This is a genomic window from Kribbella sp. VKM Ac-2569 (assembly GCF_004216905.1).
GTDB lineage: Bacteria > Actinomycetota > Actinomycetes > Propionibacteriales > Kribbellaceae > Kribbella.
The window spans coordinates 934790-959039 of sequence record NZ_SGXJ01000003.1; the positions used below are offsets into that span (position 1 = coordinate 934790).

The window sequence follows — 24250 nt, forward strand, 5'->3', positions numbered from 1 at the left end:
GCTGTGAATCAGTCAGGACCGCATATAGTTCCGTAGCAAGGTCTGGAAGGAACGCCAGTCTTGGTGCAGCCTCGCACTGAGACCCAACGACCAGTGCTCGGCGTCGCGTGGAAGGTGTCACCAAGTCAGAATGGCGCAATACGGTGACCGGAAGAAGGTCGTTGGCGCCGATCCCCTCGGCGAGAGCCACGGAGGCGCCAAATGTCCGACATCGTACTTGTCCATGGCATCGCCCAAGAGCAGCGCTCGGCCGCCAACCTGGAAGCCGAATGGCTGCCCAGCCTCGCCGGAGGACTCGAGAACGCCGGCCGCACGTCACTCGCGGATCGGCTCCGCCGGGAAGTAGATGCCACCACCACTTCAATCAGTGTGCGCATGGCCTTCTACGGGAATCTTTTCGTCGCCCCTGACTTCCAAGGCGTAGGTGGGGACGGAGCACTAAACGATGATGAAGAGTCGACCGCCATAGACGTTGCAATCGACCTACTCCGCAATGCATCAGAATCGAGCAACACCAGGGATGCCGGCGAAGCCCACCGCGCGCTCGCGATGCTCTCCCGTGACGATGCGGACGGTCAGGGGATCCGCGCGACGGCGGTGAACGTTGTCGCTGCGCTCGACCGGATCCCGTGGTTCTCCCGAGGTGGCATTACTGCTCTCGCCCTCGCGAGCCGGACACTTACTCAGGTCACGCGCTATTTGACCGACCCCGACATTCGAACCTACGCGATCAAGCAAGTGACCCGACACATCGGTCCGAGTACTCGTGCCGTCGTTGGACACAGCCTTGGCTCCGTCGTCGCCTACGAAGCGCTCCGCTCCCTCCCAGCCGGGCCGCGCGTTCCGCTTCTGCTCACCCTCGGCAGCCCGCTCGGTCTCTCCGCGATCAGCGCCAGACTTGCGCAACCGCCGCGCTACCCTGACGTTGTAGGCCGATGGACCAATGTGGCCTCCCTGGACGACATCGTCGCAGCTCGCCGAAATCTTGAATCTCTCTTTGATCAAGATCGTCCACCGGGATCACAGTTCGACCGGACCTGGCACGTCGATAACGGTTCAGAACCCCATCAAGCCGGCCACTACCTCACGAAGCGGATCTGCGGACAGGCACTCGCAGGAGCACTCGCCTAGCGGTGTCAGGCTGGCCCGATGGTGCGGCACTTCGTCGGGCTGACCCGGGGGCCTTTCAACGTACGCCGGCCTGGTCACCCTCGTGGTGCGGCTTGTGGTGCGAACTGGTGTCAATGATGCGGAATATGTTGACGTGGTGCGAAGCAAAGGATGGCAAGGTTGCTGGTAGAGGCCAGGGTCGTCGGGTGTCGTTCCTCCTCGTAATGAGAACGACCTCAATTCGACGTGGCACCAACCCACCTTCCCAGCTCCGCGTGCCGTGTACCCAAGCGTGCTGGCTGAGGTGTCCCGTGCAGCAGGACTGCTGACCTCGTCGTCTGCTTGGCGACGCTGGCGGCGCGGTCTGGCCTCACTTGCTGGTTCGGTCAGCAGCCCCATCGGAGCCGTCTGACCGGGGAAGGTCGCGCGTCATGATCTCTTCCTCGCGTCCGAGCATCTGGAGTAGGTCCCGGGCGAGCCTGCGCGCAGAATTCAGCGTGTCCCGGTACTCCGCCGGCTGCGCCGCCGCTGGGGCTTGGAGTACGTCTAAGGCTTCGGTGGCTAAGGCCAATCCTGCCTCGGGGGCGCCTGAGAATCCGATCACGCCGCCCAGACTGACGAGAACGGTCCCAAGGTCGCCCTGGTATACCTCTGCGTTCGTGGCTGTTAGTTGCCGGAATAGCTCGACCGATTGCTGCAGGTAGGATACAGCTTCTTCGGGCTGGCCGGCTTTTGCTAAGTTCGTGGCTAAATTCCGGAGCGCTAGCGCGAGATCTGACTGAAGTTCATCGGGCTCGCCAGTTGCGATTTGTTGAAGTATCTGAACTGCCTCGCGATTGAGCGTGACAGAGGTCTCATATGATCCGGTCCTGCCGTAACCGACAGCCAGGCTCATCACAGCATGGGCCAGTTGGCCCTGATAGGCGTGGGGGTCGGCCGCCGCCAGCCTACGGGAAATTCGGACAGATTCCTTTCCGATAATGAGTAGGTCTGGATATTTGCCGAGTCGTTCCTGAGCAATTCCAAGATTTGTCAGCGCCAGAGCGAGATTGCCTTCGTATGTACCAGGTAGCTCGGCTGCCAAGCGTCGAAAGAGCCGAACAGCTTCTTCGTTCGCCATGAGCGATTCTGCGTATCGTCCGATCCTGGTCATGGTTACGCCCAGTTCGAGGAGACTCTGAGCTACATTGCCCTCGTGGTCCTCAGGTCGGTCGGCCATCAGTTGCTGGTACAGCTCTACGGCCTCCGAGGCAGCCGCTGCGCCCTCGTCGTACCGCCCGACGCTACATAGGGCGATGCACAGGCGATCAGTGGCTCGGCCCAGAAGGGCATGGTGCGCCCCGCGCTCGGCAGTGATCAATTCTCGTGCAATGCGCACGGCTTCCTCGCAGGCTGCCAGAGCCTCGTCATCTCGGCCGACTGCCCTGAGGTGCGGCGCCAGATTGATGAGTGCGTGGGATAAGCCGTCCTTGGCTCCTTCGACTTGCTGCGAAGCAAGCTGACGGTACAGTTGCAATGCCTCCGTCGCCACCTCGATCGCCCCTTCGTGTCGGCCGATGCCAGGAAGCGCGGTGCTCAGGCTGGTGAGAGCGAAGGCGAGAGGCAACTCGAGTCCTTCGCTGGGCTCAACAACTGGCTGACGTGCCACCGTCACGGCCTCTGAGTATGCGTCAACGGCCTCCTGGGTCCGGCCAAGCCGCTCCAAGCCAGCGCCCAACAAAACTAGGGTTTGCGAGAGATCGCCCGGTCGAGCCTCGGCCCGAGATTTATCCACCTGGCGACGCAAGAGTTCAACGTAAGCGCGAGGCATCTTCCAGCCCTCGCCGACGACATCGCCAAGACGGGATAGTTCAACCTGGGAGATCTCTCCCTGTTGAATCAGATACGCGAGAATCGCGTCGGGCTCGGAGAGTCTGGGAACAGTTGACAGAACTGCTTCGACAGTGGGACGGAGTGCTGCAGACAATCCGCTGCGAGCGAATAGATCCGCAAGGAGTGCTGATCCGTCGTGGACTGCAGCGATATTGTTATTGACAAGCGCGATGACTGACGACAGTTGCTCCGGCCGCAGGGCGCCCGTAACCTCGCTCCAGAGCGCGCGATCACCGGTTACCGCGCCGATGAGTCCTGCCACGACGAGTTCGGCGTTGGGAACCTCGATCCACATCCGGTCCGGCCCGGGGTAGATCGTCCGAACGTAGCGGGCTATCTCACGCAAGCGGTGTTGAGCCGCGTCTCGCAGGTCAGGTAGTCGTGAAAGAACGCTGGCTGCGTCGCTCTCGTCGATGGTGGGCACGAGGATCAGCGCTGCCACGGCTCGGTCTCGTAGATCTCCCGGAATGGCTACATCGACAGGCTCAGGCCATTGCCGCCGCTCGTGCTCCGCGAGCACACGCACGACTTCATCCAGGTCGAGGCTTGTTCCATCGCTCACGCCGACCGATCCGGCCCCCTGCTTGCTCGGTTCGCGCGCCGCTACCAAGGCTCGAGCAAGGAGTTCTCCCATGGACGTACCTGGCTGGAGAGGGTGCGCTGGTCGCGAGGACGCGAACTGTCCTGTCGCCTGATCGGAGGCAAAGACCTGCCTGGCGTGCCGATACCACCGCAGCAAGTCGTCGCCCGATCCAACCGGTTCGACGTGCAACTGGGCCGCGTCCGTCACGATGGCGGCCGATGTCTCGGCCAGTTGAGATTTCAAGTACGGCAACCATGCGAGATTTCGGGCAATCAGTAGGATCTTCAGTTGAGAGCCAGAAGCCCGAGCCGCATCCTCGAGGAACGGCAGCAGCCCGGATCGCCAGCCACCCGTCTCCACCACGACTACGGTGGGCTCACCGCAGGCGAGGATAGCCGCCACACTCGACGCCTCTCGCGCGGTCCGCAGCCTGCCTGCGAGCCATCCGTCTGGTGGTGAGGCGGCGAACTCCAACGCCAAGCGCGTCTTCCCGATGCCTGGAGGTCCCCACATCAGGCAAAGTTGAGGACCGTCCTGATCCGCAAGCCAGGTACGAAGGACGTTGAGCTCTCGCGAACGTCCCCACAGAGGCAGAGCTGCCCGAGCAGTCAGGACCTCAGCGAGCAACGCTTGAGAGGGTGCCAACTGTGCGATACTTCGCGGCTCGGTGACAAGCGAAAGCGGAATGAGATCCAGGGCTTCGGACCTCGCCCTGACCGCCTCACGCTTCTCGAGGCGACGCTGATCGACGCGGGACCAAATGGTCCCGGCCACCAGACCGCCAATAGCGCCGACCGTGCCTCCGAAGCCCGGCCACCAACCGCCTTGTGTGTAGCCTGCAAACCAGCCTGTAATCGACAGCAACGCAGCGGCGCCGCCAACCATCCCAGCCTGGCGCCAGCCAACATACTTCAATCTAGCCTCCCCGTTTACTGACCCGTAAGGGTATGGCCGGCGGCGTTGAACTGCCAGCGCCGAGTCCCTCCGGCGTCACCGATGCCGCGGCCGGCCTGAACAGCCCGGGCTGCGGAGAGCCAGCCGCTCAGTCGTGAGTAGCCGTTTGACCTGGGTCAGAGCGTGCGCTCGGGGGTGACCGCCCGTATGTGTCAATGGATCTGTCAATGAAGCCCAGCTATCTCACGGCAGATATGGCGGCCCAGACAGCCTCGATGCAACTGCCTTCAGCGCTAGACAGCACCGCGTAGACCGGCCCTCGCACTTAGAGGGCGGTGCAGCCAAGGTGCGAGGGCTCACGCTTGCCCGGCAGCCGTGGGGCTGACCAGGAGCCCCACTGCCCGTTCGCTGATGAACCAAGGCTGATCCGGCCCAAGCCTCGTCTCAGGAGGGAGGAGGTTTGGAGGCGGACGGGTCACGAAGCGTCAGACTCGGCCTGCAAAGGTCGGAGAGGCTGACGACAGCCCTGTCCGTGATGCCGCTCCGACACGTTCTGCTCCTCAGTCCAGCTCGCCGACGGTGGCTTTGGGCATCGCGTCCGTGCCGCCGCGCTGCTAGCTTTTAAATATGCGCGTATACGTCCTAATTGCAGTCTTGGTGCTCGCACTTGGCAATATCGTTCTCGGTAGCGTGGTATTCCTTGACGACACGCAGGCACCCGGCGTGCTGTGGGCCAGGCTCGGCGGTTTGACGCTGGGCGTAGTGTCGCTCATCGCGCTGGCGATCTGGCTGCGGCTGACGGCTCTCTCAAACCGGCATTTCCACGCCGCCGCCGAGATCGCTAGCACGGCTCGACCTGAATTGCACAGGTGGTAGGCGCGGAGATGTCTTGGATCCAGCAACTTATCCGGCGGCGGCCACCGGAGCTGGAGGAGCCGATATCGTCCATGATCGAACCGCCAGATGTCTCCTATAAACGCGAGATCGAGAGACACGAGCGGGAGATCGAAAAGATCAGGGCCCAGGGTCGGTGGGCACTAGGCGGTGCTGTTGCCGCTGCTGTCTTGGGGCTTCTTCACGCTTGGAGGCAACCTGTTGGACCGGCAGGAACCGGCTGTACCGGCCGCTGATTCACAAAGTGTGTGTGCGGCGGCGTACGCCAACGTCGACGAGACACTGAAGATCGGTATTCGAAACCCGCTCCTGCTGGAGCGCGTGAACCCGAGGTAGTGGACCAGCAGTGTGGAGAGGAGACCGAAATCGCAGGAGACATTCTCGATGGCAACCAGTAGTCCGATCCCGTTCGTCCTGGCCACCAATCCGCGTTCGGCCGACCGACAGCGAGCTGACGAGTTGGGCAGGTAGCCGGTGCCATGAGCTCTGCGGACTGCTCCGCGGGGCATCGCCGCCAGCGGCAGTCCGCTGGCAAAGCCCAGTCGACCCGCCGCCGCCCGCAGCGCCAGTCGCCAGCTGCCCTGTTCGAGCTATCGCTGCGCATGGTGCCCAGCAGTCCCGCGCATGACGGGAATCGGCGATTCCGAGTGTGCCGGACCGCGGGTTCCCGATCGCCCGCAACTGTCTGTGGTTGGGGTTACCTTGCTTGTCCAGGCCCGCGACTTGAGAGGACAACGATGCGATGTGGAACGACGACCCTGACTTAGGCGAAGGGCTGGAGTACGTGCTCGGCGCGACGGCTCACCTGCTCGCGCAGATGGGCGACGAGCTGGCGTCGCTGCTCCTGGAGGACGTGCAGGGCCTCGGCATCGAGTCCGAGGACCGGGGTGTGACGGAAGAGGACGGCTTTGGGCCGGTCGGATCCGTCTGGCCGAGGAACTCTAATGTGTACTACCTCGACGTGGAGCCATACCTCCGGCCCCGCTTCACTCCGGAGGTTATGGACCGGATCCTGCCCGTCATCCGGAGCCTCGCACAGCGGACCCACCTGCCGGTTGTCGAGTTCCTCGACGCCCGGCTGGCTCTCCCGAATATTGACACCAAGAACTGGCGGGAGACCCTGCGGCAGCAGTATGCGAGCCCGGACGTCACCAACTCGGCGCGCAAAGAGCGGCTGGCTGCGGAGTCGCCTGTAGTCGATGGGTTGACCTTCACCAACACCGCGGAGCTGGCAGTCTATGAGGCACTCGTCAGGCTGCAGGCCACAACCGCTGAAGACCGGACGTTCGCCATCTCACCGCTACCGGGCACTCGGATCAGAGCGGGCAATGTATGGGTGCCGGACTTCCTGCTCGCTGGGAATGGGCGCGCCATGCTGATCGAAGTTGACGGGCCCCACCACGCCAAGGGGCATCGGCGTGCCGACGACGACATGCGCGATGCGCAGTGGCGACGCTGCGGCTTGCAGACTCGTCGGGTCCCTGTCGAGTACACCCGAGGCGAACTCATCAGCGAGCTAGACGCCTGGCTCAAGGTGGAGGTCCGCGACGGTCTCGACTTCGGTCGCTGACCAACATTCCAAGCCTGTGCCGCGGCCATGCGGCGCCAAAGTTGCAGCGCCAGGGCGAGGCGAGAACAGACCTCCATGCGCCGTGCCCACACCCCGAGCGACTCGACACCAACAGGTCCACAGACTGGTGGCGTGCCGCAGAGAGAGCAGAGCCGCGTGTGGACAAGCCGGCTGAGCCGATCGCGGTCGTGGTGCGGCTCGTGGTGCGAAGTGGAGTCAACTCGTGCGGGATATGTTGCCGTGGTCCGAAGCAGACGATGGCAAAGTTCCTGGTAGCGGTCAGGGTCGGCAGTGTCGTTCCTCCTCGTAATGAGAATGTCGACGGTTCGACTTCGACAGGCGGCTCCATCGAGCCAGGGATGCCTGCCACCAATAGGGTCAGTGTCGGCTCCGCTTCGTAGGCTCGACTCATGCAGTCGCTGAGCCGCCCCAGGCCTGGGTGGTCGCGCTCGCCGGCACCGGTGATGTCGACGGCACTGAAAGAGAATCCCACACCTGGTCGGACGTGACCCGCGTGAGCCGCGCCTCCGTCGACCTCAGGGCGCCTGGGAGATGACAAAGGCGATCCCGGCAGCGTCGAGATGGCGATACCGAGCCCGGCGCGTTAGTCCTACGCCGAGCACCAACCTCTTCTGCAGATCAGCGGGCTGCCAGCCCTTGTGTGCCCCGCCGATTAGGCGCATCCACGTTCGCGTATCTGAATCTGGATTCCTGACGCGGAGAAGCAGGTCGTCACCCTCGCGCTCGAGGGCTGTGATGTAGCCGCCGGCACTTCCTGGCTGCCCAATCGGCAGCGTCGCGTTCAGCGCCGGGAGAGCAGCGGCTTGCTTCGCAATTTGGCGGTGTGCAATTTGGATGAGGCATATGGCGACCAACGCTGGACTAACGTCTGCCGGTACCTTGCGGTCGGGGAGCCATGACTCGAAGAGTTCCATCTCCGGTTGTGGCTGAAGCGCCCGATACAGGTCGGTATTGGCGATGATTCGTGAGAAGAGCGTGACCACGAGGGGTTCGTCGACGTAGAACAGCTGTCCTGCCCACGCTTCCCTGGCCAGTGCAGGTGAGAAGACCTGTCGCGCAGGTGGCTGCTGCTTGCGTTGGTGCTGGATCCAGGATGCAGCAGCGCCACTAGTGCTAGTGGACGAGCTGCTTGGCGAGACTGCCGATGGTCTGGAGCCGCCTGCAGACGTCGGGGTCGTCTGTACGTGTCGGCGGTTGCTGAACCAGCTCATCCACAAGCCCCGAGCTAGCTTCGCTTGCCTGGTCGCGGGTTCAAGAATGCGGCAGGCCGCTTCTGTCGAAGAGTGAAGTACGGGCGTGCAGCCGTCCCACGCCTGACGAGCTCGAATAGCTCAGGCTCTTCGTTCGGTGCGAACTCCTTCATAAGCGCGTCGCGGAGTTCTGCGTCAGCGATTGGCGCTTCGGGACCAAGCTCGAACTCCCAAACATCGGCCGTACCGTTCGCCTCAATGGTCAGCGTCACCTGTGGCAGGTACTCGTCTGTCATGCCGGGGCCCCTCGTCTTGTTTGCAGTCCGACAGTACCCCGCCACGAGTACTGCGGCGGTATCTCAGGTGCTGACGTCTCCGGGATACCAAGCCGACACTCGTGTCACCAGTCCTGCGGCATGTATTCGTTCCGTCGCGACCGTCGACGCCAGCGCTGCCGTTTGGCGCGTCCACCGCGCTCGGGGCGCACCACCCATCGCCTCCCAGCGTTGTCCACGATAAGGATCCACTCGATATGCGCGAGGATCCCGTCCGTGAATACCAAGTGGCTGGCTACATCCGGGGCCATGTGCGCAACATTGACTTGGCACTCGGGTCTCAACGTCTCCTGAGGCGGGAGCCGAACGTTGTCGATGAAGAACATCTGCGACTCGGTTCCAGGCGTCGCGGTCCAGCTGTTCGGATCGCTCGGTCCTTGCGCCGTAGGATCGGGTACCCACCAGGAGGTTTCGATCCGGTAGGCGAGCTGACGAACCCTGACCGGCAACTGGCTCGCGTTTCGAAGGTGTGCGGTAACCATGCCCTCCTCCACACGTGGTGTCTGGTGCGGCTCGCTCATCGCCCAAACCACGGTTGTCCATGCACCGACGAGGTCAACCTGCGTCCGCTCCGCGTTACCGCGATCTCGGGCGAAGACTACGAACGCGAGTATGAGCGAGCCCGCACCGAGCCAGGCGGGCACGCTGCCCCAGTCCAACTTGGACAACCAATCCATCACACCAGGAATATCGAGGAGCGGGCCGCACCGTTACTGCAACGCTCTACCGAGCCGGCCGACCCGCGAAGGCGGGCCGCCGAGAATCCGTGCCGACTCCTCCGGATCGGGACGCCCGCCAATCACAACTTCCGCCCATGTCAACCTGCTTGCTCCGAAAGATTCCGGCGACCCGGGACCTATGGCTGCCGACACTCGCCACCGGGCGTTCCAGCATGGCGATCCGAGGATGTCCCAAGCCGGTTCGATCGATCACAGCCGCGCTGGGGTCGCACCTGCCGTGCAGCGATCGCTCGTTGACAACAGCCGTCTGGCGAGATCCCGCGACAAGCGGCTGGGAGCGATTAGCGCGTCGCGAATGGCCGACACGTCGCCATCTTGGTCGGCGGCTCGTGGGACCGCCAGGCGTCCATGGATTTAGTGCGGGTAGCCAGCCGACTCCGGAAGGGGGATTCTGGGAGTCAGGGACGACAGCTCAGTGACTGAGGCAAGCATGCCAACGCCTGAGCGATCAATCCACCGGGGGGCAAGGGTGTCGGATGCCGGAGCGATCCGTAGCCGGGTAGCCGCCAGGCGCGAGGCACAGCAACTGCGACTGGAGTTGGCCGCCATACATCGGCATAACTTGGAACGAGACGTCCCGAAGAGTTCCTGGCCGCCATGGGTCGTGGCCGTTTTGTCGAGCGCAGTTTCGATCGCGGTCGCGTTGCTCGGAGGCTGGGTAGCACTGTCGGGAACCCACTTTGGTGCAGCTGAGGTTCGGGAGAAGGAGAGCCGGGAGAAGCGTGCCCAAATCTACTTGGACTACCTCGCGGCCGCGCGCGCATTGCCCGACCCACAGACTCGTTTGGATCTGGCCTTCGAGGAGTACGAGGAGGCGGTGAAGGCGGCCGCGGAGCCGGGAGCAACGAACGCTATGAAGGCCAGACAGGTGGCGGCCCTACGGGAGCTCACCGCCGCCAGTGTGAAGGCAAAGGTTGTTGGCGACGAGCTCCAAAAACAGGCTGACCTAATCTGGGTGTACGGCAGCAACGAGGCCTGGTACGCACACCTCGAGCTGCAAGAAGCTAGCGGCAAAAAAGCCGCTTCCTCAGGGACTGACCGGGCAGCGAACGCCCGGCAGGGGAAGGCCCTCACCCAGTTCCTGAAGCTCTTCTGCCGAGAGGCCTCAGCAACGCCCCCTGAGCGGTGCGACTCAGGGTAACGGCCTGATGTTCCTTTAGGAGCTGCTCTCCACACCTCGTGTGGAGGGTGTTGAGCTCGGTTGTTAGCAGTATCCGATAAGGCATCGTGGCGACTAAGGCATCGTGGCGACGGCCAACCCGCGGCCTGCTGTGGCGGTGCGGGCGCGTAAGCTGCGTCGAACCAGGGGTGGGGCAGTGCATCCGAACCCGTGACACGGTTCGTGACGCGAAGACGAGTCAACTGCTGCTGGTCGATGCGTCCAGAGGGGCCGTCGCCGACACTCCTGACGCACAAAGATGGTCGAGTTCATGCCATCGCGCAGCCTTTTAATCCGCAGCTGCAGGCTTCGATCGATGTATCGACCGACAACGAATCTCATGTCAGGTGCAATTTGTGCACATGCTGCTTACCGCGACTTGGATAGCTTCTGAAGGTTCATTGCCGAGCCAGCTAGGTCGATTGTGCCGCAGTCCTGGGCGAGGAACGCAACTTCGACCCCTGCTGAGATGGTCTTGCGACTGCAATCTATGTTCCTGAGCCATTCAGCCGCCCTCCTTCCTCTTCCTGTCCGGTCCTTGGGGCGCAATCGGGCTGGGTGCGGCATGTTTGAAGTGCCGATAGCTCGCTATTTCCGTTCGCGGGGGTGGTGTCGCCGGCCGCGGACCAAGAGCGAGAGGACCTCGAGTGCTGCGCGGCGCTGTTCGGGATCGGGGCTGGCGAGGGCGGTGATGGCCGCGATCGTGATGGTCGCCGCGTACAGCAGGCCGGCTGCGCCAGCGGAGTCGTGGAGGAACTGAAGTGTTGTCATGCCGATAGCTGACTCCGTGGCGGTTCGGTCCTGCATCGAGTAGGTTCGGTCACCGGGGGAATGCGCAGGTCAGCGGCCCAATCCGACTGATCCGGCCGTATCCGGACCGGATCATTTCGAGGTCCGTGGGAGCGAAGGGGGCCGCGTGGCGGATGAGGTGTTCGATGTAGAGCTCCGTCGGCTGCGGGACGCTGCCGGTCTCTTTCAAAAGCAGATTGCCACACTGGCGAGCCGGCAAGATCCCCCGATCCGGGTGTCCGAGCAAACGCTGAGTGACTGGTTCAAAGGCAAGGTCAGGGCCCCTAACGACCCGCGAGTCCAGGACCGCATCATCGTGCTCCTCGAGGGGTTGGCCAAGCGACGGGATCCCCAACACCATTGGCACTCGATCGCGTGGTGGCGTGAACTGCGCGACGCGCAGCGCGAAACACCCGAGGCGCGTCGGCTCCGCGCCCGGACGTCAATTCCACAGGGTGGGCAGCTTTTGAAAAGCTACCTCGCAGCTGCACAGCGCGCGGCACGCAGCCACCCATACCCGGGCGTCATCCAGGACATGCCACCGCTCGCAGCCGTCTACCGCCAGCAGCAGGCCATACCCCTGGGCACAACCCGGTCTGCCGACGCCGACGAGACGACTGCCGTCGCTGGGACCGGATCACTGGCCGCCGAGGAGGCGCTATCCGGCGACCAGACATGCGTAGTGCTAGCCGGGCCGGGAGGTGGCAAATCGAGCTTGCTGCGTACACACCTTGCTACGGGTATGGAGCAGTGGATCGACGGCAGGGTCGGGGACAGGGTCCCTGTCCTGGTTCCGGCAGCTGCGCTGACCGATCTCCCATTGGCCCAGGCGCTCGCCGCGGCGGTCAACGCGGATTTGGCAACGCACGGCTTGCTCGAGCCGCTCCCTTCAGGGTTCTTCGCCGATCCTCCGCATCCAGGAGTGGGCTGGCTGGTGCTTGTCGATGGGTTAGACGAGGTCGCCGATCCGCGCGCCCAACGGAGGATCCTCGAGAAACTGGGAGCGGTCTCTACTGGCGAGCGCGCATCCCTATATCGATTCATAGTCGCGACCCGACACCTGCCCGGTGGTGACGACGTCCTCGGCCTACTGAACAACGGGCGATCGTCGCCTCACGCAGTGCCGCGCTACGAGCTGGAGCCGTTCGGTCCCGAGGATCTCGAACACGTTGCCCGCAGCTGGTTCCGCGCTCTCGGACTGTCCGAGCCAGATCAAACCGCCGTGCGGTTCGCCCATGCCATCGCTTCGACCAAGTGGGCCGAGCTCGCGCGGACTCCGCTGATGGCGTGCATGCTGTGTCAACTACACGCCGCCGATCCCGCCCAGCCCCTGCCAGCCAGCCGCGGAGACATCTACGACAAATTCGTGGCACTGCTGTACGAGCGCCAACACACAGCTAACGTCCGAAACGGCGTCGAGGGCCTCCGACGCTACGGAAAGTCGGCCGTTGAGAAGGCCGAGCACACGCTAGACCACCTGCACGACCTGATCGCCTATCTTGCGGCCGCGCGGTCCCAGCGGTACCTCCCCGGTGTATCTGTGCTTCGCCAGCTCCGGGAGATGGAAGAGGTGGTCGTACCCGGCGGAAGCCTCTTCATCCCCCGGCTGACCTTGGCGATCGAGATCGTAGAGTCTCGGCCCGAGGCTCAGCGACCGCCAAGGGTGCCCGTCGATGTTTGGGGAGCTTTCCTCCGGACGAATCTGACTCGCAGCGGGCTGCTCACCGAGCAAGCGGGCGACCTGGTCTTTCTACACCAGACCTTGCTCGAATACTTCGCCATGCGTCATCTCGTCCGAGACCCGAAGGCCAAGAAGAGGAGGCTTCAGGAGCTTGGCACGCAGCGTGTGGAGTCGCCGGTGCCGCAGAGTTGGCCGCGCTTTCTGCGTTATCTCATTGAGGGCGTGCCCTCCTGGGGACATCAGGCGGCAAAGGATCTCTCGATCGACGGTTTCCTCATCGACGCAGTACAGCAGACGGACCCCAGCAGTTGCCTGCCATACCTCAAACGGCTGGCCTCTGGTCTGCATGGAGCCGAATTCGTGGCGGAGCAAGTCATGCTCGGCACCTCCCTGCCCGACGACATTGTCCGTTCGGCCAAAGATGTGTTGGCGGCGCTGGCGGCCAACCAGCGTCGGCGACCGGATTATCAACGGGTCCGTGCGGCGCGGTTGCTGATCCAGCTACACGATCTCCGCGCCGGCGACCTAGTGGTCTCCATCGCGGGAGATCACAAGATCTATCCACGCGACCGTGTCGGGCTGGTTGAAAGGTTGGCCGAACGCCGTGATCCCCGTGCCGCTGATGCGCTGTATGTAGTAGCCACCGATACCTCAGCGCAGGTTTGGCACCGGCTGTCGCTGGCGGGCAAGTTGATGGTGGACTTCGATGATCCCCGCGGCGCCGACATTTGGTTGACGCTAGCCAAAGGTTCACTCCAGCTATGGACCCGGACGGAGAGACTTAACGATCTGATCGTCCTTGGTGATCCCCGTGCCCGCGACATCGTGCAGAACCTTGCCACCGACCCCCGCTGCGATGCTTGGCGTTTGTGGTTACAGACAAACGGGGTAACGATCCCTTCCCGCAGAGACCTGGATCTCAGGCGGTGGTATTCGTGGGCTAGCGCTGTGCGTGCACCCAGTTAGCTCCGACTGGGTGGCATGTTGAGAATCGATCGTTTTCCCGACACTGGTCCCGGGAGACCGATCGGCAACCCGACACACGGGATCTGAGTGTCGAAAAAACGTGTTGCAAAGTTGGAGTGTCCAACAAATCGGCGGCCAACCGATTCTCATACAGTCGCGGGCATGGCGACCCCCGTGACCGCACCCGACCTACTCGCCGCCGAACCCGCGGTGCTCACAGACGCCTCGGTCGGGTACGCCAGGGTGTCGACCCACGGCCAGATCCTCGACCGGCAGCTACTCAAGCTGACCGAGGCCGGCTGCATCAAGGTGTTCGCCGACAAGCAGTCCGGCCGCGACGCCGATCGGCCCGAGCTCATCGCCTGCCTGGCCTACCTGCGCCCGGGCGACACACTCGTCGTACCGAGCCTCGACCGGCTCGCCCGGTCGCTGCAGGATCTCCTCAACATTGTCGGAGACCTTCGACGCAACGGAGTCGGGTTCCGATCACTGCACGAGGCGATCGACACCACGACTCCGGGCGGTCGGCTCGTGTTCCACATCTTCGCCGCCCTCGCCGAGTTCATCCGCGAGCTCATCGTGGAAGGCACCCACGAACGCCTCGCCGCTGCCCGGGCGCGCGGCACACGGCTCGGCCGGCCGCCAGCGATGACACCAGACCAGGTGCGCTCGGCCCGAACCCTCCTCGCCGAGCCCGATCACTCCGTAACCTCGATCGCCAAGCTGCTCGGCGTCAGCCGCTCGACCATCTACAAGTACATCCCCGAACTCCGCTCCCCCGCCATGGCCAGCGCACCAGCTCCGCTCGAGCTCCCGGCTGCGACGGCCGCCGACAGTACGAGGGACGAGCCGATGCCGGCGACGCCGCGAGCCAATGCGTGCCCGACCTGCGGTCACAGTCCGTCGAGCAAGCACGAACTAGAACTGCACCGCGAAGGGCTCGAGACCGTGTGGCTCGAACCTGACCCAGCACAGGCCGGATCCGTCGTCAAGCGCTGGCACTGCGAACGCTGCCAGCCCCACCAGGCCCGGATCGTGATGTGCGGCCTATGCAGCTCAACGGTCATGCTCGGCGGCGCGTTCGCCGCCGAGGCCCCGGCCAAGGTCCCCGACTCCGCTGCGCTCTGGCTCGCCGGCCACGACTGGACTGACGTCGGCGGCCAGTGGGTGTGCGGGCGGCGTCACGAGTAGAGCCGCTCAACCCAAGAACCCCTCGCCGGTGCCCCATGTGCCATCGCATTCCACGTCACATGCAATACCGCCGCCCCCAGCGCCAACCCCCTACACCTTCTTCTCACCCACCTGTCCGGGACCAGTCACCTGCCGGCGTACGGCGATGAGCTCTGTCCACACCTGCCCGTGACTGCGACACTGAGCCTGTGGGAGGGGTGCAGGAGCTGCACGCGAACGGCATTGCGCACTATCGGTGGGGGAGCCAGATGGTGTCGCTGCTCGGTAGCGCCACGGCCAACGGTCGAATGGTCGTCGAGACCCTCGCCCAGGAAATCGTCGGCACGTTCCGCTGGACCCGCCCCCGAGATGTCCGCGCGGCGATCTCCATCCTCCATGAACTGATCCACCTCCAGCAGGACGTGTCCACCGGGCTGGGTGCCTGGGATCACTTCCAGACTCGGGAGTCGATGCCGGCACTCGTCGCAGAACTTCGCCGCCATATCACCGAGGATTCACCGCTGCCCTATCGGGAGACTGGCGAAGGGATCGTGCCCGACGACAACGATGCGCGGACAGATGACCTTCTTCGTCGAATCCATCAGGACACCATCGGCTTCCGCCAGCTGCAGGGTTCGCAGTGGAATACGCCTGCGGTCAGCGCTGCACTCGAACGATGTCTGGGCAGCGAATTCGCCAACGCGGCGGCGCAGGGCGACTTCACCTTGCGGCAGATCCTGGAAGGCGAAGCCGCCTGTCACGTGACCAGGTTCATTGTCGACGCGGCGGTCGAGCAGCAGACCCGGTCCGAACTCGATGCAAGCACCTCCCTATGGCGTATCGACGAGATGCCGGAGGTCTACGGAGTCGCTCTGCTCGAGGTCATGGTCGCGATCGCGAACGAGGCGCTCACCACGGAGCTCATCGTCAAACTGTACGACCCGGCGATGTTGATCACGCCGTGGCTGCTCGACCTGGCCCAAGCGCATCCACCGCCTCGATTCGTCGAGCGCTTCGACGCCGACGCGGCCATGTTCGACCCGGTCGTGCGCTTCCTCGTCCTCACGAAGGCCCTGAACAAGATGTCCGGCGACGACTACGAGACCATGATCCGATCGATAATCGCCGATGATGCGCCGGAGGCCGAACGGATGCTGCTGCAATCGTCCAACTTCGCGTATCCGCCTACGCACGAGATCTACACAGAGTGGATCGCGGATCTGGACGAGGCGATCGCAGCGCAGCCCTGGGACATGCCGCTGCTCCAGATGCGCCGCGATGCGATCTCCCATCGGCTCCAGTCCGGTCGGGGCAAGGGGATCACCCAGCTCGTGGATGCGAAGACCCCGCTGCAGATGATGGTCGAGGGCTACGGCATCGAAGGGATCGTCGTCGGCGTCCAGTTCCACGACTCGGTCAAAGGCCCACTCTTCCGGGCCTTGATCGAGCGGAACATCGACCTCGAGTTGTTCGACCTGCTCGTGGCCGGAGGCACATTCAGGTGCCCGCTGGCGCGAGCTCACGTGTGTGACGGCCGTACGCCGCGCTGCAGCGAAGGAATCGTCACTCTCGACCAACTGCCACCCACCGCCGTGTGCCAAGTGAGAACCGGTCTGCAGTCATGGGGTTACCGGATCTGACGTCCCCTCCAGCGCGGCTCCCATCCCGCCGACAACCTGACCGACCTCCTGAGACCCGACGTCGCGCGGCAGGGTCAGGATCGAGGTGAGGATCCTTTCCACGACCTCTTTCGGCTCGTCGATGGTCTGGATGCGGACGTCGTCATCGGCGGTCAGGATCACCACCGTGCCGTACGGGATGTCCCGGATCCGCTCGACGGTGTGCGGCTGGGTTCCCAGGTCGATCCGCATCCCGCCCTTACGCCGCTCGAGGACCGAGATCACGAACCGCGCGCCGAAGACCGCGGCACCCGTCAGGATGATCGCGGTCGCCGGATCCAAGGCGAGCTCACCACCGCCCGTAGACGTCACCCGCCTGAGCCCCGATTCCGCGGCGTCCTCGAGCAGTTCCGTCGGCTCATCCCCACCCATGACGACGACACGTAGGTCAGCCATCGCTCTCACCCCCTCGACTCACTATGCCCAGCGCCACGGCGCCTGGCAATGCCACCACTGGTGGCCTAGACGAGCGCAGGGCCGGGCGTCCCGCAGGCCCGCGCAGGTGACTCGCGGCAGGTGGTACTTCTCGACCGATTCCGAGGCCGACTTCAGTGTCGCGCTGCTCGAGATCAGGAGCATCTTCCCCCAGGAGTTGCCGCTGCTGCTCTCGCTTGGCGGTCTTCGGGTTGTTGAACGCTTCGGCGACTGGTCCCGTGCGCCACTCACCGCAGATGCTGCGCTCCAACTCTACGTCTGCGCTCCGGACTGAACCGAGAGCTGGCAGGACTGTCGGTTCTCATCCCCCAGGCACCATCATCTGCCGCGAACCGGGCGCTACTCCCGGCTCATCAACTGCCGTTCCTGCCAGTTCGATGTGTAGGTCGAACCACCGCTTTACAAGTGCGAGGTTCGCCACGGACAGGATCGTCTGGAGGCGGAACACGTGGCTTTCAGCCTGTCTCTGCTGCCAAATCTGGCTGGAGTTGACTGGAGTTCATTGACAGAGCCATTGCCAGACCGGGACCTCCGTTCAAGGGTTGTCCGGTCCGGAGGCCGAGCGTGTCAGCTGCGCTCCCCGCCTGCGGGCCCGCACCGGCCAATCCATCAAACTGAGTCCGATCACATGCTGCCACCTCTGAAGGTCGATGATCCGGGCCCGCTTCACCTACTGAAAGCGACTCCCCAACTTTTGTATTTCCTTGCGCCGCACACCCCTCCTTACTTCACGGCGACGACTGGACAGCTGTTCGCCGCACCCCACAGACGTGAGGTGCAGTGTCAGAGGGAGTGGTTCGCATTCGCTTCGATGACGCGGTCGGGTGGTCGAACATCCTCGGCGCCGGGGTGGCTGTGATTGCGCTTGCGGTGGGCGCGTTGGCCAGCTGGTCGAAGTACCAGGCACGCGCCCTGTTCGCTCGCCGGCGCCGCTTCGTACTTCGAGCATTGCGCCGTGCGGGCTGGCCCGTGAATCGGTGGCGCTTCGGCCTCGCGACACGAACGGTCGTAGGCCGTCGCGTCGCGCGCGGCCGTCCCATTGTTCAAGAGGAGATCGCGTGGTTGTCGGAATTGGTTGCCGCCCGCGCCGACGAGCACATTGGATCCCAGCAATTGCCGGTACCTGTTCCAATCACGTTCGCCCCCGTCGCGGACGAGGCCGATTACGAGCGGCGACTATTGCTGCTGTCGGCGTCCTATGACAGGTACGCCGTCGCGGTGCGGCGACGGTGGTTGTTGCGGTCAACGGCCGGACCGCTCGTTGCTGAAGAGTATGCCTGCGCTCGGGAGACCGCGTTCCAGCTGCGACGCTGGGCATCGTTTCGCCCCATCCCGCCGGCCAGCGATCCAGCCGAACTTCGGGGCTTCGTCGTCGCTCTGCCGTCAACACGCAAGGGACCAGGCGGCACCATCAAGCGCAGCGTTCGGCTGGTCACGTGGCCACAGATGGGCAGCACCAGGTCATCAATAACATTTCCCCTGGTGGGCGCATCCTTCCAGCCATACCGAATCACGCTGAACGGCCAGCCTGTCGCCGAAGCCGACGACGGCCTGCCTCGCCAGCTCACCTACGTCGACGACCCCATAGGCGATGCGGCGCATGACCCACTCACCTTCGACGGTGTTCTGACTCGCTGGCACGGCGACGGATACCGGCTCGAGATCGACCGGGTGACCGGTCGCCAGAAACTCCACCTGTGCCTAAGCGAGACCTCCTATTTCGCTTTCCGCGCGACTCAGGTGCCCGAGGCGGCCGCCATCAGCGCTACGCCGCGACTGTCCCGACTGCTCTCGCTCAACTTGGTGGCGATGGATCGTGACGAGAACGTCCTACTGGTGCAGCGTTCTGACTATGTTGTCCACGCGGGCGGTTACGCCGGCACCGTTAGCGGCAACTGCGAACTGGCGAGCAGAGAGGGCGTCCATGCCGACGTCGATGCCCGTGGCTTCCCGGATGTGATGAGCGCGATAATCAGAGAAGCGCGCGAAGAACTCGGCCTCGATCTGTCCCAGGCTGAGGCGCAGCTTGGTGCACTGGGCGTCGTCGAGATCGACACAGATCGAGAGCTTGGCACGCACATACTCGTCGGGACCGCGCTCCTACCGCAGCCAGCTGATCAGTTCGAACCGGATCTTTCCGCGATCGACCCTGTCGAAGGCGCGTGGGAGATCGGCGATCGGGCAATGGTCATCGACCTGCGAGCAGCGACTAAATCAGCCTCTAGCATTCGCGCGTTTGTTGGTTGGCTTAGGTCTGCAACCGAGTTGACGCCCCATGCAGTCGGGGCACTGCTCCTCTTAGTGGTCGCCCGCCAGCAGTTGCGCGAGCACCAGGCCGTACGAGCACAAATCTCGGGCCAGCAGCGCGAAAATCTGACATGGACGTCAACGGACCTCGCGACCTGGCTTCGTGAGCCGCCACCTCGCTCGACGCCAGATGTCTCCGGATTCGTACGCGAGCGCCCACTCTTCATCTCGCAGTCAAAGCCTGCGCCTCCGAACTAGAAGTCGGAGGCATCCGCGGCCTGCCCGCACCTGTTCCGCTGAGTAGTGCAACTTGGTTGCCGTGCCGGTACGCCGAGCCGGTCGGATGGACGGAAGCCTAGTCGCCGATGTTGGTGCTCAGATGCCGCGGTTCGTTCCTCGGGCCTCCACGTCGGCGGGTGCTAACCTGCGGCGATGGTAGCCAAGAAGCGCCCGGACAGTCCGCTTGAGGCCGCGCGCAGAAGGCTGTTTCAGGTCGGACAGGACCTACCGAAGGTGCTCCTCGCAATAGAGCAACCAACGGAGCCTGATCGCGGGCGGGATCTGCACCATCTTGTGCCACAGGTGAACGAGGCTATGTCAGCCGTTGAACAGGCCGACAAGGTCGTTGGCGGTCCTTACGATGCACCAGTCCCTGACAGCCTCCGGCGCGCCCTCAACCTCTCGAATCGGGCCATCAACGCTGTTGCTAATGCTCGGCACGACGACGACGCCTCCGCCCGGATCAGGAGCATGGGCAACGGGCTCGAGTACTACACATAGGCCTGCCACAAATCGATCGGGAATCTACAACCGACGCTCGTCTTGTGGCGTGGTCCCAGCAGCCCGGCGATCAAGCCGGCGGATGGCGCGACTCGGACGACCTTCTCATCACGAGGAGGAACGACAGCGTCACATCCGCTCTCAACCGGCGTCTGTGCTTGCACGCGGAGCCTCATTCGACCCGACATTGTCATCGGGCCCAGGTACTTCGTGTTACGAGCCATGCCACGCTCGGCGGTCATGACCGCCGAGCGTCGGTTGGCGGTCCACGGGCCTCAAGGCTCTGGCCTCGTACAAGAACACCGACGCCGACGCCCTTCGCGCGTCGTAGTCACCGACCTCGGATCCCACCCGGAGTTCGTTCACTGCCCACTCCCCAGCCCTCGCCCGGTGAGATCCTCGCGCGCATTCACCCGCCGGAGTGAACCCCGGCTCTCAGCGGCATGCCCGCAGCTCGTTGACCCGCTGGAGCATCGTGAGGTGTCCTGCCCGGCCAAGATCGTTGAGAAGTGCCTCGGCCCTCGCTGTCAGATCGACGTCGTCGACATCGAGAACAGCGGCAAGCACGGCAGGTGCGTTCTCGATCAAGTCGTAACGCTTAAAGTCGCCTACACCCGATTCGAACAACGCAGCGAGGACATCGAATGCAGCGCTGGGGTCAGCTTGCGCAGCTTCCGCGATCTGCTCGCCAATCATCCCGCGCCCGTCGAACCCGGGAACCTGGCTGGCAACGAGCAGCCTCGGCATCCACCACGTCGGTGAGAACTGACCGCACCTCACCCACCAGTAGAAGCCGCTTAGCTCATGCGACTGGTCCTCCGAGCCCTCAACCGCGTTCGCCCGCCAGTCCCAGATCGCCCGGGCGCGAGCAAGAAACTCCTCCGGGGCCTTCGAGTGCAGGAGCATCCACCCGAGGTGGCCGAGCACTGTGGAGCGAGCGGCTACATCGACCTGCGCGTAGTAGGCGAGAAGCAACGGGTCGTCGAGCTCGATCTCTCCACGCGCAGCGAGCAACGTGAGGTGATCACCCAGCGACTCCGTCGCCGACCGACGTGACTCATACCCGACTTTGACCGGCTCATCGCTTACAAGGCGGTCCAGCCACTGCGGCAGCCACGGACGGAGGAGCTCGAGCAAGAAGGCCGAAGGGGCGTACGCCGCAAGGACGGTCGACATAACGACGCTGGTGTAGTCGCCATCACCCTCGAACAGCCGAGCCAGACGCTCGCGAGTCCACGCCGAGTTGCTCCAGGCCAACGAACTGAGAGCCTCGCCGTAGACGGCAGCGACGGTCAGACTTGAGTCCCGCTCCGATCCGAGCCGCCCATCAAGTACGTCCAATACCGCCTTGTTGATCTCGGGGACAGACGTACCCCGCTCATCCATTCCACTGCTGAATCGCGCGAGGCGGGCGGCGACACGCAGCGCATTTGGGCGGACGGTATTCATCGAGAGAGTGAGCGGGTCCATGTTGGACCCGCCGTACTCGGCCTCGTGTTCCGGCGTCGGATCGGGGTCGAGTGACAGTGCAGACACGATCCGAACCACATCGGGCCAAGCGTCAACATCGACGATGGGCTTCGTGTCACCACCGGCTGACAGGCCGCCCAGGAGCATGGATAACAACGAGTCGTGCACCGATGCGAGATCGGTTCCCCGACCATGAATGTCGCCATCAATCGCCTCGGCCGGCTGCATCGCTACCAGCGAGGCTCCCAACCGCACCAAGGACGCCCACGGAAACGCCGTCCCCGAGTCGGCGATCTCGCGGAACGCGTTAAACAGCGACGCGATGTAGCGAGGGTCCGTGTCGGCAAAGCTTCCCGCCGCCTCCGCGTACTCGATAGGTCGAGCCTTTACGTCTTGCATCAGTGCGAACGTCACGCCCCCGTAAGTAGGCCCATGGAAGGCCCGGTCCGCCGGCTCGCTCCACGACCGCAGGAAGGTGACGACCTCCGGGAGGCTCCATGAAGCGATGTCCTCGACCTCAGCTGGCGCCTTCTCGCCGGCCCCGGAGCTAACGAAGCTCGGGAAGTCAGCGTGCTCCCACTCACCGAACTCCGCTTGCAGATCCGTCAGACGAGCAACAGCCGCATCAGGCATACCCGTTGCGATGGAGCTCAAGATTCGCATCTGCCAGACGCGCCGACGCTCGTCGACAGCCTCCTGCGGTACGTCAGTCTCCGGGAACCGCCACGAAAGCCATCCCCTGATTTCGTCGTCCGTGGCAGTCGGGCCGTCGAGCACAGCCCGCGTCCAAGCAGCGACGACATCACTCGCCGCAACCGGCAACGCGCGCCTTGCGAACTCCGCGTACTCGTGGCGGTAGTCGACTTCGAGGTATTGCTCATCACCGAGGACATCCGCGGCCAGCGACTGCGCACTATCCAGGCCCAGGCCAACTGCGACTGTGATGATGTGGATGCCAACGCGACGCAAGAGCGGCTGGCGGCTCTCCAGGAGAGGCCGAACCACATCGACTACCGGCAGTCCGTCTGCGAGCGCACGGATCGCGGCGTCACGAAGGGCGTCGACTAGACCGTTCCCGACATCATCGAAGTGGTTGTTCTGTTCGTGAGCGGCGATCGAAGGACGCCAAACGTAACTACGGTCGGTTTCAACCTCGCCTGAGCTGTCGTCGCCAGCCGCTTCGAGACCTCGCGCCAGTACCTGGTAACGCTCGAGCCACCGCTGAAGCTCGGCGAGCCATCTCGCACCAAGCGGCGCCATCGCAATCGACACCGAGGCAAGCGTCTCGCTATAGGCGTAGTCATCGATCCCTACAACCACGCGGTCCCCTCCAAAGCGAACCGCCTTTCCATCAGTGCCGGTCGCCTCGCGTGGACCAAACGCGCGGGACGCGACATGTAGCGCTTGCTTCGACTTGCCGGCCGTTATGAGTGCCTCGCCGATTCGGACGATCTCCTCCGGCGGCACCAAGCGGCTACGATCGGCGCTCAGGTACTCGCCAACAATCTTGCTCAGCCTTGCTGCGTTCTCGCCGTCGAGCCGAGCGGTGGCTGACACGACCATGCGTCGAGCAAAGGGGTCTTCCGTGGCTGCCATCCTGACGAGGATCGGCGCGACCTTCGACGGGATAAATTCAGCCATCCGCACGAGGTACTCACCCTCAGACCACACTTTCGATCTGAGGTTGCCCTCGGCGTCCTCGAACGGCGCGGGCACCTCGTCGAACGCACCGAGCCTGTCCAGCGGCTCCACCCACAACGGATTCTGCAAGCCCTGGTAGAAGAGTCGCCGATGCTGCTCGTCGGCACCAAGCACGAGCAGGGCGTCCGCCACCTGCTGCTTCGTGGGTGCCTCGTAGCCGAGGTCGTCGTCGGCACGCACTACGCGTCGCCCCTCTTTCGGTTGGCGGCCACGAGGATTGTCTCAACGGCGGCGAGGCTCTTGAAGAACTGCTCGACGCGCGCACGCAGGACGATCTCGACTCGCTCGAAGTGTCCCAACGCCACTGCATGTGTGGGCAGCGCACGGACGGGCCGGCTGAGGTGGACGTAACTGATGAAGAATTTCTGCGTTTTCGCGAATGTAGTGATGTTGGCGTGATTCTCGGTGAGTGTCCCGGTCACAAGCGCGCCGCGCACCTTCCGCGCGTTGCGCGACCCCTCGACATCGGCGACGACGTAGGCGGCCGCGGCAACGATCAGCGCGTTGGGAACAGTTCGCCGCACAAGCGCCTTCGGCTGCTGCGGTTCGGTCGTGTTATCGGTATCGGCAACGGCTGCCGCCTCCTCGGCCGCACCCAACTCGTCACTGTGCTCACTCCAGACTCGCGATAGCTCATGACCGGCGGCTGATGTGTCCGAACGCGGTGGCAGCCCGTCTATCCCGAGAACGTGCGGCAGCGCACTACAGATCTCGCGGACACAGTGCGCAACGGTTACGAGCCTCGGCATCGACCACCCCGCAGGGTCCATGCCATCTACGGCCACCTCGTATAACCCGCCGATGGTTGCATCTTGCTTGAGCATCTCGGCACGAAGTGATTGCCGCTCCGGCGTCCAGATGCCCGTCAGAGGAGGGTCCGGCTCGCGCGGTTGCTGTGGCTCGCGCGCGGGCTTACCTAGTGGGGACGCAGGTGGCAGCGCGGCCGTGCCGGGTTCAACCACGC

The 24250-nt window shown here is 63.9% G+C and carries 16 protein-coding genes; 10 read left to right on the top strand and 6 right to left on the bottom strand.

The window, feature by feature from the left end; genetic code table 11:
- Nucleotides 1-201: 201 nt before the first annotated feature.
- Nucleotides 202-1131: a hypothetical protein gene (locus tag EV649_RS24825; RefSeq protein WP_130385948.1), complete on the top strand. Its 930-nt coding sequence runs from the start codon at nt 202-204 to the stop codon at nt 1129-1131.
- 349 nt (nt 1132-1480) lie between these two features.
- On the opposite strand, the gene EV649_RS24830 is transcribed toward EV649_RS24825, so the two are convergent.
- Nucleotides 1481-4480 carry a tetratricopeptide repeat protein gene (locus tag EV649_RS24830; protein WP_130385949.1) on the bottom strand — a complete coding sequence of 1000 codons (3000 nt, stop codon included), beginning with the start codon at nt 4478-4480 and terminating at the stop codon, nt 1481-1483.
- Between the two features lie 606 nt (nt 4481-5086).
- Here EV649_RS24830 and EV649_RS24835 point away from each other — a divergent pair.
- Both EV649_RS24835 and EV649_RS24840 read left to right on the top strand, forming a co-directional pair.
- Nucleotides 5087-5335, top strand: a complete 249-nt coding sequence (locus EV649_RS24835) for a hypothetical protein (RefSeq protein ID WP_130385950.1) — start codon at nt 5087-5089, stop codon at nt 5333-5335.
- A gap of 760 nt (nt 5336-6095) precedes the next feature.
- Nucleotides 6096-6923, top strand: a complete 828-nt coding sequence (locus EV649_RS24840; RefSeq protein WP_130385951.1) for a hypothetical protein — start codon at nt 6096-6098, stop codon at nt 6921-6923.
- Nucleotides 6924-8534: 1611 nt separating this feature from the next.
- On the opposite strand, the gene EV649_RS24845 is transcribed toward EV649_RS24840, so the two are convergent.
- Complete coding sequence (locus EV649_RS24845) at nt 8535-9149, bottom strand: hypothetical protein (protein ID WP_130385952.1); 615 nt, start codon at nt 9147-9149, stop codon at nt 8535-8537.
- Nucleotides 9150-9771: 622 nt separating this feature from the next.
- Here EV649_RS24845 and EV649_RS24850 point away from each other — a divergent pair.
- Nucleotides 9772-10350, top strand: a complete 579-nt coding sequence (locus EV649_RS24850) for a hypothetical protein (protein WP_157996302.1) — start codon at nt 9772-9774, stop codon at nt 10348-10350.
- Between the two features lie 606 nt (nt 10351-10956).
- On the opposite strand, the gene EV649_RS24855 is transcribed toward EV649_RS24850, so the two are convergent.
- Nucleotides 10957-11139 (bottom strand): hypothetical protein, encoded by a 183-nt coding sequence (locus EV649_RS24855; RefSeq protein ID WP_130385954.1) that lies wholly within the window; start codon nt 11137-11139, stop codon nt 10957-10959.
- A 145-nt stretch (nt 11140-11284) separates the two neighbouring features.
- Between EV649_RS24855 and EV649_RS24860 the strand changes: the two genes are divergently transcribed.
- The 3 genes from EV649_RS24860 to EV649_RS24870 all read left to right on the top strand — a co-directional run bounded on the left by EV649_RS24860 (nt 11285) and on the right by EV649_RS24870 (nt 16614).
- A complete protein-coding gene (locus tag EV649_RS24860) occupies nt 11285-13804 on the top strand; it encodes a helix-turn-helix transcriptional regulator (RefSeq protein WP_130385955.1) in 2520 nt (839 codons plus the stop codon).
- Between the two features lie 162 nt (nt 13805-13966).
- Complete coding sequence (locus EV649_RS24865) at nt 13967-14995, top strand: recombinase family protein (RefSeq protein ID WP_130385956.1); 1029 nt, start codon at nt 13967-13969, stop codon at nt 14993-14995.
- Nucleotides 14996-15192: 197 nt separating this feature from the next.
- Entirely contained in the window at nt 15193-16614 is a 1422-nt protein-coding gene (locus tag EV649_RS24870; RefSeq protein WP_130385957.1) for a hypothetical protein, read from the top strand.
- Here EV649_RS24870 and EV649_RS24875 read toward each other — a convergent pair.
- Nucleotides 16594-17049, bottom strand: a complete 456-nt coding sequence (locus EV649_RS24875; protein ID WP_130385958.1) for a hypothetical protein — start codon at nt 17047-17049, stop codon at nt 16594-16596. The genes EV649_RS24870 and EV649_RS24875 overlap by 21 nt on opposite strands.
- Before the next feature lie 106 nt (nt 17050-17155).
- Here EV649_RS24875 and EV649_RS24880 point away from each other — a divergent pair, with 106 nt between their 5' ends.
- The 3 genes from EV649_RS24880 to EV649_RS24890 all read left to right on the top strand — a co-directional run bounded on the left by EV649_RS24880 (nt 17156) and on the right by EV649_RS24890 (nt 20115).
- Nucleotides 17156-17362 (top strand): hypothetical protein, encoded by a 207-nt coding sequence (locus EV649_RS24880; protein WP_198682660.1) that lies wholly within the window; start codon nt 17156-17158, stop codon nt 17360-17362.
- Nucleotides 17363-17880: 518 nt separating this feature from the next.
- Nucleotides 17881-19593 (top strand): hypothetical protein, encoded by a 1713-nt coding sequence (locus EV649_RS24885; RefSeq protein ID WP_130385959.1) that lies wholly within the window; start codon nt 17881-17883, stop codon nt 19591-19593.
- 174 nt (nt 19594-19767) lie between these two features.
- The gene (locus EV649_RS24890) at nt 19768-20115 is read left to right on the top strand and encodes a hypothetical protein (RefSeq protein ID WP_130385960.1); all 348 of its coding nucleotides are present in this window, start codon (nt 19768-19770) and stop codon (nt 20113-20115) included.
- A gap of 435 nt (nt 20116-20550) precedes the next feature.
- Here the strand turns inward: EV649_RS24890 and EV649_RS24895 are convergent, their stop codons facing one another.
- Both EV649_RS24895 and EV649_RS24900 read right to left on the bottom strand, forming a co-directional pair.
- Nucleotides 20551-23466, bottom strand: coding sequence for a hypothetical protein (locus EV649_RS24895; RefSeq protein WP_130385961.1), 2916 nt, complete (start codon nt 23464-23466; stop codon nt 20551-20553).
- Nucleotides 23466-23885: a hypothetical protein gene (locus EV649_RS24900; protein ID WP_130385962.1), complete on the bottom strand. Its 420-nt coding sequence runs from the start codon at nt 23883-23885 to the stop codon at nt 23466-23468. The genes EV649_RS24895 and EV649_RS24900 overlap by 1 nt, the downstream gene beginning before the upstream one ends.
- Nucleotides 23886-24250: the final 365 nt, after the last annotated feature.